The 13421-nt window shown below is 73.8% G+C and carries 6 protein-coding genes; all 6 read right to left on the minus strand.

The genetic code is table 11. The annotated features are described in order from the left end of the window. Window positions 1-16: 16 nt before the first annotated feature. From DEH69_RS06840 to DEH69_RS33365, 6 genes are read right to left on the minus strand one after another with little or no spacing between them, the layout of a single operon-like run. Window positions 17-889, minus strand: a complete 873-nt coding sequence (locus tag DEH69_RS06840) for a 4'-phosphopantetheinyl transferase superfamily protein (RefSeq protein WP_113685969.1) — start codon at window positions 887-889, stop codon at window positions 17-19. Next, window positions 886-2670 carry an acyl-CoA dehydrogenase gene (locus DEH69_RS06845; protein ID WP_113685970.1) on the minus strand — a complete coding sequence of 595 codons (1785 nt, stop codon included), beginning with the start codon at window positions 2668-2670 and terminating at the stop codon, window positions 886-888. Before DEH69_RS06845 ends, DEH69_RS06840 begins: the two co-directional genes overlap by 4 nt. Further along, on the minus strand, window positions 2652-3128 hold the full coding sequence (locus DEH69_RS32435) for a hypothetical protein (RefSeq protein ID WP_258534493.1): 477 nt from the start codon (window positions 3126-3128) through the stop codon (window positions 2652-2654). The genes DEH69_RS06845 and DEH69_RS32435 overlap by 19 nt, the downstream gene beginning before the upstream one ends. A gap of 25 nt (window positions 3129-3153) precedes the next feature. Further along, a complete protein-coding gene (locus DEH69_RS06850) occupies window positions 3154-4434 on the minus strand; it encodes an acyl-CoA dehydrogenase family protein (RefSeq protein WP_258534494.1) in 1281 nt (426 codons plus the stop codon). 5 nt (window positions 4435-4439) lie between these two features. Further along, on the minus strand, window positions 4440-6065 hold the full coding sequence (locus DEH69_RS06855; protein ID WP_113685971.1) for a PfaD family polyunsaturated fatty acid/polyketide biosynthesis protein: 1626 nt from the start codon (window positions 6063-6065) through the stop codon (window positions 4440-4442). A gap of 31 nt (window positions 6066-6096) precedes the next feature. Then, window positions 6097-13365 (minus strand): beta-ketoacyl synthase N-terminal-like domain-containing protein, encoded by a 7269-nt coding sequence (locus DEH69_RS33365; RefSeq protein WP_113685972.1) that lies wholly within the window; start codon window positions 13363-13365, stop codon window positions 6097-6099. Window positions 13366-13421: the final 56 nt, after the last annotated feature.

The following is a 13421-nucleotide window of genomic DNA, read 5'->3' on the forward strand; positions in this document are numbered from 1 at the left end:
GGTCGGCGGCGCCGGTTCAGAGCCGGCGGTGGCCCCTCGTGGGCGTGGGAAGGTCGGGATGGTCCGCCGAGAGGCGGGTCAGGCGCGGCCTGATGGGCCTCGTGCTCTCGACGGCCGCCGCGACGACATGGTCGGGCCCCGGGTAAAGCAGGTCGAACTGCCAGTCGTGGCGGGCCCGTTCGGGCGGATCGCACACCACGGCCTGCGCCCGGTGCGGGGGAGTGAAGGCGAAGCTGTCCAGCGCCCTGAGCAGGCCGACGCCCAGCCCTTTGAGATACGCCTCCTTGAGCACCCAGTAGGCCGCCGCCTCCGCGCTCCGCCGCTCGGGCGGCACCTCCGCCAGCGCGTCGCGTTCGGCCGGGGCGAGATGGCGGGAGAGGGCGGTCAGTGCCTCAGGAAGCATCCGGGTGCGCTCCACGTCCACCCCGCAGCGGTGGTGGGCCGAGACCACACAGGCCACCATCCCCGCGGTGTGGGACACGTTGAAGTGCGGTCCCGCCGGATCCGCCCGGGGTTTGCCGTGGGGGCCGGGAAGGAAGCGCCAGTCCGCCGGATCGCCGCCCGCCACCTGGCTGAGCGCGTGGCGGGCCAGCAGCCGGCCGCCGAGGTAGCGCCGACGCGCCCCGAGGGAGCGGAACCGGGCCATCCTGTGGCGTTCCTCGGGCGCCAACACCCCGATGCCGCCCAGTCGTTCGGCGAAGCCGGGCACCTCGGCCTCGGGCAGGGTCCACAGGTCGACGGAGACCACCGCGGGCGGCTGGCTCCGCCCCTCGGCCCCGCCGAGCAGGCGCGCGCCGTCGCCGACCGGCAGTCCCGGCACCGCGGGCACCCAGCTGATGACGGAGGGGCCCGGCCGACCGACGCCTGGGCCGACCGGTGGCGCGCTCACCGCGCCGCCGCCGACAGGTCCGCGCGCTTGGCCAGCGCGATCGGCCAGTGGGAGAACAGCCGGTCACGCCCGTGGAGTTCGCGCAGCACCCGCATCACCTCGTCGATCACTCCGGCGTCGGTCAGCCGCTCGTGCGGACGCCACTGGTGTGCGATCCGCTCCAGCTGGAGCAGCAGCAGCGCCGCGCTCGGCAGCGGAGCCGAGTCGGCCGCGCGCGGCAGCCGCACGAACACGTGCAGACAGCCAGCCATGGCGTGCACCAGGCAGTACTCCTTGGCCAGGTCGAAGAGTTCAGCCGACTGCCCGAAGTCCCGGCCAAGCAGCTCCCGGGTCTCCCGGGTGCGCCGCAGCAGATCGTCCGCGCGGCCCGGGAGGTCATCGGCCACCGCCAGGCAGCGTGTGAGCCACTCCCGCTCGTCCCCCTCCGCATCGGCCGCCAGGGCCCGCAGCCGCTTCACCGCCCCGGGGAGAGCCAGCAGCGCGTCGTCCCGGCCCCGGCTGAACAGCTCCTGCCGCCAGGGCTTGAACGGCGGCAGCGGCGCGGACGGGTCGAAGAGGACCGCGCTGTTGGCCTCGGCCGCCGCCCGGTCCCCCTTGTCCTCGTTGCCGAGCAGCGCCAGCAACTGCGCCGAGAGGGCCTTGAGGTTGACGACGGTGTTGCCGTCCGCGAAGTTGGCCACCGGCAGGTCCCGCAGCATCTTCTGGTAGACGCCGTAGTGCGGGTGGTCGCGCAGATAGAACCGGGCGCCCAGCACCACGTTGAGCTGCGAGACGGTCCGCTCAAGCAGGGTCGGCACCAGGTACTTGGCGACCGAGGACCACACGCTGGACTGCTCAGGAACGACCTGGAGGCTGCGCACGGCGCCCAGACAGACGGCGTCGGCCACCATCAGATCGGCGAAGCACTCGGTGAGCTGCCGCCGCGAGTAGGGGATGTCGCCCACGGTGGTGCCGAAAACCCGCCGCCGGTCGGCGAAGTCCAGGGCCAGCCGCAGCGCCGTGTCCGTGCAGGACAGCGCGATCGAGTTGATCAGCACCCGCGCCACCTGCGAACTCTTCAACGCGAGTTCCACGCCCTGCCCGGCCGCTCCGACCAGCGCCTCCTCGGGCACCGCCACGTCCCGCAGCAGGAAGCCGCTCATGTCCAGGGCGCGCAGGCCGTGCAGCCGCTCCCGGGGCAGCTCGTCCACCGAGCCAGCCGGCACCTGGCGCTTGTCCACCACGAAGACCGAGTAGCCGGCCGGCCCGCCCCGCTCCGAGGTCCGCGCCAGCACGACCAGACTGTCGGCGACCCTGGCGTTGCCGATCAGCCACTTCTCCCCGGTCAGGCGGTAGCCGCCGGGCTCCTCGCGGGCACGGGTCTCGTTGTTCAGCAGATCGCTGCCGTGCGCCCGTTCGGACAGTCCCCACGCATAGCGGTGCCCCCGGCGGGCGGCGTCCACCATGCGCTGGCGCAGCGCGTCTGAGCCCGCGATCCACGCCGGCAGGAAGCTGAGGTTGGTGATGATCAGCCCGGTGGCGGTGGTGGGGTCACGGCGGGCCACCAGCCGCAGCAGCGCGAACCCGATCTCCACGTCCCCCGCCCGGCCACCCTGCCGCTCGGGCAGCGCGTACTCGTGCACGCCCCAGCGCTGGAGCAGGTTGATGAACGGATAGGGGTACTCCTCCCGCTCGTCGCTGTCGAGGATCTCCGTGTACGGCATCAGGGATGTCGGCGCGTGCGGATCGCCCAGATACTCCTCCAGCGCCTGCGCTAGCCGGATCAGTTCGGATGAGGCCACGTTTCCCCCTGGTCGTGTGAGATGGGATCGGTCTGGTCCGCGAGCCGCACCGGCACGCTGGAGAACAGCAGCCGCCGCTCCAGCAGGGACACGACGGTCTCCAGCGCCGGCTCAAGGGCCGCCGCCTCCCGCCGGGGATCGGTGCCGTCGGCCCGAGCCAGCAGATAGGCGAGGGCGGCGCCCAGCCAGCCGGCGTCCCCCGGCTCTGTCCCAAACGGCGCCGCGTCCCGGTTGTGCCACCACTGGAGGAGGCAGCAGGCCGCGGCGTGCAGCCAGCAGAACCGCTCGGCGAGGTCCGTCAGGGCCTCCCCGCCGCGCGGCGCCTCGGCGATCCGCTCGGGGAGCGAGGTCAGCGCGTTCGCCAGTCGCGCGACCTGCCGCCCTACCAGATCGGCCGGCGCGAACGTCGCGTCGTCCGCCACCAGCCGGACCGCCAGCGCGGTCGCGTGCGCGGTCACCGGCTCCCGGCCCCTGGCGTTCAGGTCAAGCAGCTCCGGCGCGAACGGCGGCCGGTCGACCCCGGCGCGGAAGGCCGACCGGGTCAGGGCCGCCAGCTCCGCCAGCGCCTCCGGCGTGGCCTGGGCCCGCATCCGGTCGGCGACGGCCGGCAGTTGGCCGGCGAAGGAGCGGAGGTTGGCCACCGTGCTGGTGTCCACCACCCGCACCAGGGCCGCGTCCCGCATGACCTTCTGGAACACCCCGCCGCCCGGGCCCTCGCCGCGCAGCATCGCCGTGCTGGAGAGCACCCCGGCGCACCGCTGCATCAGATCGGTGGTGGCCTCGGCGACGGCGTGCTTGGCCGCACCCCCCCCACACGCTGAAGGTCTCCGGGGCCACATGCAGCCCGCGCGCCGCCGCCAGCGCCGTCGCGTCAGCCGCCAGCAGCGCGGCGGCGGCGACCGCCAGCTCGCGCCGCGGGTGGCCGGCGGCGATCAGCGGCTTCCTGCCCAGCGCGCGGAAGTTGGCGAAGCCGAGCGTGGCGCGCAGCGCGGTGTCCGCGCACCCCAGGCTGCCCGCCAGGCTCATCACCCGAACCACCTGCTGGGCCCGCATCGCACTCTCCAGCCCCTCGCCCGGCCCGCCCACCACCTGGTCAGGCCGCACCGGGAAGGCGTCGAAGTCGAGATGGGCGAAGTCGATGCCGCGCATCCCCGTGGTGCGCACGGCCGGCCCGCGACGCACCCGAGGGGCGCACTCCGGATCGGTGAGATCCACCAGCACCGCGGTGAAGGCCGCGGGCCCGCGTTCCCCCGTGCGGGCCACCACATAGGCGCTCTCACAGGTCTGGCCGCGCCCCACCAGCCACTTCCGCCCGTCCAGGGCCAGCGCCCCGGAGCCGTCGCCGGCCGGACGAAGCCGCACCGTGTTCGCCAGCAGGTCGCTGCCGTGGTCGGCCTCCGACAGCGCGAACCCGATGCTGCCCCCGCTCGCCAGCAGCCGCGCCGCGTCGTCCAGCTGCCCAGGGGAGCCCCGCAGCAGCAGGCAGACGGCGGCGGTGATGGAGAACATGGTCGCCGGCATCGCCGCCAGATCGCGCCGCGCCGCGGTGCGCACCAGGACCAGGCTGTCCTCGAAGCCGGTGAACGTTCCCCCCAACCGCTCGGGCAGATAGGCGAGATGGAACCCGCTCTCGCGCAGCGCCGAGGTCAGCTCGGTGGGGAACTCGTCCCTCTCGTCCCTGGCGGTGATGGCGTGGTAGCCGTGCGGGTTGTCCGGCAGCGTCGGGTCACCCAGCCGGGCCTCCAGCGCCTCGGCCGCCTCCACGCCCCTCACAGCACACCCCGCGCGTAGGCGTTGTCGTGCGGACGCAGCGGCGCGGGCCGGTAGTCGCTTGCGGTGGTCGGCATGCGTGCCCCGGCCCTGGCCAGGTCCTCCAGGCGGGTGTGGAACGCGGCCCCCGCCATCAGATGGTGCGCGACATCGGCCACCCGCCGGTTGCGCGGGTGCTTGAGGTAGCTTCCGGTGGCCCAGTCGTTGAAGTCCCCCATCGCCGGGCCGCACCAGATCTGGTAGTCCGGCGACCGGCTCTCCTCCCCGGTCACCGCCCAGCGGGAGGCCATCCCCAGATACCAGCGGAAGACCAGCGCCATCCGCCGCTTGGGGCTGCCCGCCGCACGGCGCAGCTGGTCAGGGTCCCGGCGCTGGAAGTACGTCCGACAGTCCTCCCACACCTCCTCCAGGGGACGGCGCAGGATCTGCGTCTCTAGCCGGGCCCGCTCCGCCTCCGGCAGCGCCTCCAGCCCGTCGTAGGTCTGGTACAGCTGGTAGAGCCGCTTGGCCCGCAACGGGAAGAGGGTGCCCTTCTTCAGCACCTGAAGCTCGACGCCCATCTCGAACATGTCGGCCGCCGGCGCCATCTCGCAGTCGGCGATCCCCGCGTCGGCCAGCATCTCCTTGGCCGTCCTCGAGGTGCCGGCTTCCAGACACGACTGGTTGACCGAGCCCGTGACCACATAGGCCGCGCCCAGGACGAACGCGGCGGCGCACGCCCGGGGGGTGCCCAGGCCGCCAGCCGCGCCCACCCGCACCGGCCGGGCGTAGCCCAGCTCGCCCTGCACCTTGTCCCTGACCCGCAACACCGTGGGCAGCAGGGCCATCAGCGGACGTCGGTCGGTGTGGCCTCCGGAGTCGGCCTCGGCGGTGATGTCGTCCGCCATGGGCAGCGAGGGGGCCAGCTCGGCCTGCTCCCGGCTGATCAGCCCCCCGGCCAGCAGCTCGGCCACCATGTCGGCCGGCGCAGGGCGCAGGAACAGTTCGGCGATCTCCGGCCGGGAGACCTTGGCGATCAGCCGGTTCCCGGCGCGCGGCAGGCCCCGTTCGTCCCGGCCGAAGCCGCTCACCCGGTAGCGCACCACATGCGGGGTGAGGCGCAGGAACGCGGACGCCTCGACACAGGGCACCCGGTGCCGCAGAAACAGCTCCACCGCCTCCCGCTCCAGTCGCTCCTCGTGCGGGCTGTGGATGAGGTTGACGGCATAGGGAAGCCCCGGGATCTCGTCACGGAAGCGGAGCAGCGCCGCCTCGATCGTCTCAGGCAGCTGACCGGCCGCACCGTAGGACGCCAGGAAGCCGGATCGCGCCAGGGCGATCACCATCTCCGCGGAGGCGATCCCGCCGGCCATGGCCCCGGCATGGTAGGCGTAGCGCACCCCGTGGTGGGCGCGGAAGGCGGCGGCGCCCAGTTGGCTCGGCGGCAGCGCCGGCACCCCGGCGAGCAGCGGCCACCCGTCGGCGCCACGGCTCACCCGCCCACCGGAGACGGCCCCGACCCCGCGCTCGGTGCGGACCACGAAGCAGGGGCGCTCCAGGTCGGCGAGCGCTCCGTAGACGTCGTTCGGCGCGGTGCCCGGATAGCTCTCTCCCTGCCACCGGAGAGGTGTGTGCACGGTGTTCATCTTCGGGTGACTCTCCCTGGTCTCACTGATCTCAGCGGCTGGAGCGGACTTCGAGCGCGAGGTCGGACAGTTCGTAGATGCGCAGTCCCCGCTTCGACAGGTCGGCGTCGGCTACCAGGACCACGCGCCCCGGCTCGCGGCGGATCTCCCTGATATGGACGTCGAAGGTCAACTCGGCGTCGTCGCGCAGGATCTGACCCCGGTACTTCCACTTCAGCTCGATGTCGGTGGCCATCGCGAAACGGGGCGCCTCGATGCCCTCGGCGAGGCCCTGCTCCCTGACGAACAGACGCATCGCCTGGAGGATGGCTTCGACGCCGAGCGAGCCGGGCATCACCGGGTCCCGGTGGAAGTGGCAGGAGAAGTACCACTCGTCGGGCCGCACGGCCCGTATCCCGTGCAGATAGCCCTGGCCGTGACGGCCGCCGTCCGCCACAAGCGCCACCCGGTCCACCAGGTCGAGGTGGCCGCCGGGCAGCCGGGGCGCCCCGTCCTCGAAGTATCCCGAGCCCTCGCCCAGCTCCAGGTGCCGCACCCGGGACGGCTCGGGCCGCTCGGCCTCCAGCCAGGACGGTTTGCGGACACCGTTGTCCAGCCCGACCTGGTTGGCCAGGGCGGCGGCGCTGAAGTAGCCGAACAGCGACTCCCCGACGTAGAAGACCTCGCCGTCTGCCGACAGTTCGTAGGAGAACTTCTGGAGCACGGCGCCGTCGATGGCGCTGGTCATCAGCAGCCGCGAGTGGTGGCGGATCGTCCTGCCCCGCAGGTCCAGGTCCTTGACCAGGGTGGCCCGGCCGTCCAGGTTGCGGATGGAGTACTCCGTCTCCGGCTGGTCCAGGGTGGCCCCCAGGTAGTACCCGAGCAGGATCGCGGCCTGGAGCGAGGTCTCCATGTACACGCAGTTCGGCATGTACGGGTGGGTGTTCTGGACGTAGTACCAGGCGTCGGCCGGCGAGTCGTACTCGGTGACCATCTCCGGGCTGCCGGTGAGCTGCCCCCTGGTCCCGGTCAGGCTCATGATCCGGTCCACGAACCGGAAGTCGCCGTTGGGGATGTACGGGGCCCGCCGCTCGCCGTAGATGTCGAACTCGGGGCCCATCGCGGTGCCGAGGTCGCCCTTGGCGGCGTGCGCCAGATGCAGCTCGTTGATCATCGCGGGCTCGCCCGCGCGGTTGCGCCGCCCGAGGAAGGCCGGCACGCCGCCGGCCCCGGGGCGGTAGGGCGTCCCGGGCTTCTCCCGGATCTGGATGCCGAAGTCACGCATCCTGATGACGGGCTTGTCGCCCAGATAGACGCGCACGTCGGCGATCACCGTGGGCCGGGGCAGCAGGGTGAGTTCCCTGACCTCGACCTCGTAGCGGATGCGCTCGTGCTCCGGGGTGATCTGGCCCCGCACCTGGACCGAGGTGGCCAGCCCGATGACGGTCTGGAACCGTGCGTCGGGCAGCACCAGGTGCATCCCCTGATGCAGCAGGTAGGTCTGGAGGATCTGCACCGCGCCCTCGGCCACCAGCGATCCGGCCAGCACCGGGTCGTCGGGGAAGTGGCAGGTGAAGTACCAGGCGTCGGGCCGCAGGTGCTTCACTCCGGTCAGCAGTCCGATGCCGCGCGGGCCGCCCTTCCGGTCCACGGTGATCTCGTCCACCATCCGCAGCCGGGCGTCCGGCAGCCGGAGCGCCGGGTTGAGGCCCGGGTCCTGCGCGTGGTGGGGCCCGAAGACCTCGCCGATCCGGCCCTGGGCGAGGAGTTCCAGGTGCTCGGCGGTGAGCCGGTCGCGGTCGGTGGCGGCCAGCGGCTTGAACCAGGTGCGGGTCAGCGCCGCCCGCTCCTGCCGGTCCTGCTCCGTCTCCACGACGCCAAGCGGGCTCGCCAGTTCCTCCGCGCTGAAGAACCCGGCGCAGGCGTCCTGGAGTTCGAGGATCAGTTCGCCGTCCGCGTAGCAGAGATAGCTGAAGAAGAAGAGGGTGACGTCGCCCTGACGCACGAAGCGGTTGATGGAGATGTCGTAGCGCAGTGTCTGTCCGGTCCTGGGCAGGTCGCCGTGGAAGACCAGCGTGCTGTCAAGCAGCCGGTAGACCCGACGGCCCTTGTTGCGGAAGTCGATGCCCAGGTAGCTGATCAGCAGCAGGTCGCACTGGCCGGCCTCGATGCTGACGGCCGGGGGCACCCCGCCGTCCACCGCGTACCAGGCGTCCTCGGGCACGTCGTACTCGGTGGTGATGGTGGAGGGCCGGTAGGTGCCGGTCTCGGCGTCGAGCTTCGTCACCCGGGTGACGAAGTGGTAGGGCGGGGCGGGCAGCCGCACGCGGGTGGGGTAGCCGTCGACCTCAGCGAAGCGCTCCCCGAACACCCGGGCCAGGCTGCCGGTGGCGAACTCCAGCAGGTCCTTCTCGTCCCACACGGGGCCCGGCTCCGCCGGATCCCCGGTGCCGTCCGCGCCGTCGGTGGAGGTGGCGGTGCCATCGGCGACGACGGCCGCAGGGGGTGCCGGGGGCGCGGAGGGCGCCGCGGGCAGCGGCCGGGGCGCCAGCGCCTGGGGGAGGGCTGGCGCGGCCACGGCCCCCGGAGGCAGGGCCTCCCGGACGCGTCGCAGCGTCGCCTGCTGAAGCACGTGTTGGGTCTCCATTACCACCCGGTGGGTGTCCACCATCTGGCGCCGCAGGTCCCGCACCAGCTCGGAGGCCAGCCGGCCGGCGCCGCCCCCGACCGGCGAGGCGGGCACGGTGGGCGCGGCGCCGGGCCCGCTCGGCGTGGGCACCGGCGGACCACCGGCCGTTCCGGGGGACGACTCCGGGGCCCACGGCAGGTACTCCGGTGGGGTTCCGTCGAAGACGATGGTCTCGCCGTCCGGGACGGCGGGCTGGGAGAAGGGTGGATCGCCGGCCATGGCGGGGGCCTCCTGAGGCGTGGCGGGCACGGGGGGAGCGGGCGAGCGCGGGGGACCGGCGTGCGCGACCCCCGCCAGCACGGGCGGGGCGGTGGCCCGGGCCGTGCCGTCCGAACGGATGGGCAGCGCCCGCACCGCGTCGGCGACGGCGGTGGCGATCTCCCGTTCGACACCGACGCGCACGGTGCGTTCCGGCGTGCCGGAGGCGGCGGCCGGGGCGTCGAGCAGCGCCGACATCCGCACGGGAATCCCGTTGGCGACCAGCCGCGCGACGAGTTCCGCGATCGGCTTGGCCGTGTCGGCGCCGCGGCGGTCCACCGCGACCGCCAGATGCGGCGAGTCGCCGAGCGTCTCCCGCACCCAGCGGGTGCAGGTCGCGCTCGGGCCCACCTCCACGAAGTACCGGTAGCCGGCCCCGTAGGCGGTGCGCACCAGCCGCGGGAAGTCGATCGTGGAACGCAGGGTGTGCGCGATGCGCCGCGCGGTCTCGGCCCGGTCCCCGCGGGAGAAGTCGTAGGCGTAGGCGCTGAGCAGCTCCAGATCGCTCTCCCCGACCGGATGGTCGTTGAGTTCGGCCAGGGTGTCCGTCTCCCCGTCTACCAGCGGGCAGTGCATCACGGCGTTCACCGGGGACCGCGCCGCCTGGCAGCCGGTCTCCTCGATGAGCGCACGGCACTGCGCCGGGTCGCCCGCGATCACGCACTCCCGCGGCGTGTTCACATGGGTCAGGAACACCCGGTCGTAGGCGCCCACCGCCGCCCGCACCCGCTCGGCGTCGCCCAGCAGCACATGGCAGGCCCACACCTCGCGGTCGGGGGTGTCGGGGGCCAGCCCCCACGCCTCGCGGACGGTCTCGCGCCGACCGCACAGGCGGTGTTGGAACAGCGGGGTGGCGCTGATCCGGTCGTCCCTGCGGGCCGACCGCCGCCAGCCGCCGGTGGCGAAGAGCATGCTGCTCTCCCCGAGGCTGTAGCCGAACGCGCCGTGCACCGGCACCTCCAGCGCCTCACGCACCAGGTCGGTGTGCAGGATCGCGAACGTCGTGCCGGTGGCCAGCATGAACGGCAGGTTCTCGCTCAGCGCCGCCTCGTGCCGCATCAGGTCCCGGCGGGAGAGCGCCACGCTGCTGCGCGGATAGAGGTCCGCGGCGCGAAAGGCCCGATCCGGATCGGGCGTCTCGGACTCGAAGGTGGCCAGCAGGCCAGGGAAGGCCCGGAACAGGTCCCGGCCCAGGCCCGGGTAGGTGTTCACCGCACCCGGGTACACCAGGGCCACCTTGGCGTCGGACCCCAGCGGGCGCGCGGTGAAGTAGCTGCCCGTCGGCGCGCTCCACTCGCCGCCCTCGGCGTGCGCGGCGGGCAACCGCTCCCGCGCCAGATCGAGTTGACGGGCCAGCTGGTTCCGGTCGCCACCGACAAGCACACAGCGCGTCGCGTGCTCGGGGCACAGCCGCGCGGCGGCCTCCCGGCACAGCTCCCAGGGGTCCTCGTCCACCAGTCGCCGCCGGTACCGTTCGATGTCCGCCAGCAGCCCGGCGAGGTCGGCCGCGCCCAGCGCCAGCACCAGCGGGCCGTCGGCCCGTTGCCAGGCACCGCGCTCCATCGGCCCCCGTGCCCCGGAGGACACCACCAGGTGCCCGTGGGCCCCCCGCCCGAGGAACGACACCGCCGCGTAGCGCGGGGTGTCCCGGTCGGTGCGCAGCCACGGTCGGGACGCCTCGGGGACGTACAGGGAGGACGCCGCGAAGGCTTCCGTCAGCTCATCGGCCGGACGCTGCCACCCGGGTGTGCCGGGCACATAGCCGTGGTAGGCGCTGAGCAGCGCGCGCAGCAGACCGGCCATCACGGAGGCGGCGCCCGTCTCGCCGAGCTGCGCCCGGGCGCTGCCGAGCGCCACCGCGCCCCGCCCCGCCGGGTACACCTCGGCCAGGGCGCGCAGTTCGGTCCCGTCCACCGCCGGGTCGCCGGCGGCGTGCGCCTCGACATACCCCACGTCCCGCGGGTCGATCCCGGCGCCTGCCAGCGCCTCCCGGGCCGTCGCGGCCAGGGCGGCGTGGTCGGTCTCCGGCAGCGCCCCGTTCTCAGCCGACGCGTAGCGGGTCGCCAGCGACTCCAGGCGCCCGTAGGGCGTGCGCGGCGGCCGGTTCCGTTCGCCGACTCTGGTGAGCACCACCGCGCCGGCGCCTTCCCCGGCGCTCCACCCCCCGGTGTCCGCGCCGAAGCTGAGTCCCGGGGCAGGCCGGGGCGGCCTGCCGAACCGCGCCGTGCGCAGCAGCAGGCCCTCCGGCGAGGCCGCCAGATCGACGGCCCCGACCAGCACCGCCTCGATCGTCGGGTCGGACAGCAGGGTGCCGGCGACCCGCAGCGCCTCGGCGACGGCGCTCCCCTCGGCGGAGAGCGCGAACGAGGGGCCGGTGAAGTTCCACAGCGCGGAGATCCTGCTGGTCATGATGTTGCCGATATAGCTGAGCACCTCGTTGGCGACGATGGGCTGGTGCACCCCCTCGCGGGTGGCGGCGGCCAGCTCCGCCAGCGCCTCCGGATCCGGCTCCACCCCGGCCGCCGCGTACGCCTCCCGCAGGAAGGCGCCAACCCCGTAGCGGGCCAGGTGCAGATGGGCGCTGGGCTCCATCTCCATGGCGACCAGCACGGCGATCCTGCGCTCGGGCGGCGCCGAGTCCCCCGGGGAGACCTTCCGGGAGTAGCCCGCGTCCCGCAGCGCCTCCTCCGCGACCCTGGAGACCAGGGCGTGCTGCGGGTTGTACTCCCGCAGGTCCGTGGGGGGCACCCGCTGGGCCACCGGATCGAAGGGGACCCCGTCCACGAAGGCGCCCCTGGGCCGGTTCTCCCCGCCCAGCCCGGCGGCGGCCAGCGTGCCATCGGGCGCGTTCTCCAGGCCCCGCCACCGGTGGCGGGGCAGCGGCCCGAAGATGTCCTCCCCGCTGAAGAGCGCCCGCTCGAACGCGTCGGCCGACTCCAGCGGGCCGAAGTACGCTCCGATGCCGGTGACCTCCAGCGGCCGTGGCGCCACGGGCTCTTCGGGGGCCGGCTCCGGCGGGGCTCCCGGCTCGGGGAAGGACAGCACCGCGTGGGCGTTGGTGCCACCGAAACCGAACGCGGAGACGGCGGCCCGCCGGCCCGCGCCCGGCGTGTCACCGCGCTGCGGCCAGGGGCGTTCCTCGGTCACTAGCCGGCCCTCGGGCAGCCCGGGCAGCGCCCGGCCGACGCCCGGCGTCGGCGGCAGCTGACCGTGGCGCGCGGCGAGTACCACCTTGAGCACGCTGCTCAGCCCGGCGACGGTCAGCAGATGCCCGATGTTGCCCTTCACCGAGCCCAGTAGCGGGGTGTGGCCGTGCTCCCCGAAGAACGCGGTCACCGTCTCGACCTCGGTGCGGTCGCCGATCGGCGTGCCGGTGGCGTGGCACTCCAGGTAGTCCACGGTGGCCGGGGAGACGCCGGCCGCCGCGTACGCCAGCTCGTAGGAGCGCCGCTGGCCGGCCGCGTTGGGCACCAGCAGGTGGCGCCCCGCGCCGTCGCTGGACAGCCCGATGCCGTCGACCACGGCGTGCACCCGGTCCCCGGCGCGCAGCGCGTCCGCCAGCCGCCTGACCACCAGCACGGCGGCGCCCTGGCCGGTGAGGATGCCGCCCGATTCGGTGTCGAACGGCTGGCTGTGCCCGTCGTCCGGATAGGCGCGCAGATCCGAGAACGACAGGTGGATCAGCCGGGGGTCGGGAGCCGAGACGCCGCCGACGACCGCCAGATCGGCCTGTCCGGCCGCCAGGTGGTCACAGGCGAGCTTCAGCGCGTACAGCGTGGACGAACAGGCCGCGTCCAGCGCATAGCGCGGCCCACCCAGCCTCAGCGCGGCGGCCACCACGCCCGGCAGCGAGCCGCTGACCCGGGCGTTGTCCTCGGTCACCGGATCGCCCAGGGGAGGCAGCGCCGGCGTGACGCCGCCCATCCCGTCGAGCCCGCCCCGCCGGAGCCCGTGCGACACCGCCTCCTGCACGAGGGGCACGCTCAGCTGCGCGGACGCGGGCGTCGGGAAGCTGTAGTTGCCCAGCACCAGGGCGGTCCTGGCCAACTGCTCGCGGTCCCGCGCGTGGCCGCTGTCGCGCAGCGCCTCGCGCGCCGTGTGCAGCGTCCACTGGAAGAGCCGGTCCAGGCGGTTGAGATAGGAGGGGGCGAGGGCGTAGCCCTCGGGGTCGAAGGCGAAGTCGGTGACAAAACCTCCGCGGGTGCAGTAGATCCGGTGTTCCGGGTCGGCCGCCAGATCGGCCGGATCCCCCAGGAGGTCGGGCCCGGCAACGGTGCGGCTGTCGGTGCCCGAACGCAGGTTCTCCCAGAATTCCTCGGCGTCGCGCGCCCCCGGGAACAGGCACGAGAGCCCGACGATCGCGAACTTCTCCATCAGAGTCAGTGGTCCCTCCGGACGGCGTGGTCGGCGGGGACCCGCGGGTCCCCGCC

The organism is Streptomyces sp. PT12, assembly GCF_003311645.1.
Taxonomy (GTDB): Bacteria; Actinomycetota; Actinomycetes; order Streptomycetales; family Streptomycetaceae; genus Streptomyces.

What these genes read in the sequence shown, in the direction of transcription:
- DEH69_RS33365 (WP_113685972.1), bottom strand. Translation starts at nt 13,365, where the DNA reads ATGGAGAAGTTCGCGATCGTCGGGCTCTCGTGCCTGTTCCCGGGGGCG.
- DEH69_RS06855 (WP_113685971.1), bottom strand. Translation starts at nt 6,065, where the DNA reads ATGAACACCGTGCACACACCTCTCCGGTGGCAGGGAGAGAGCTATCCG.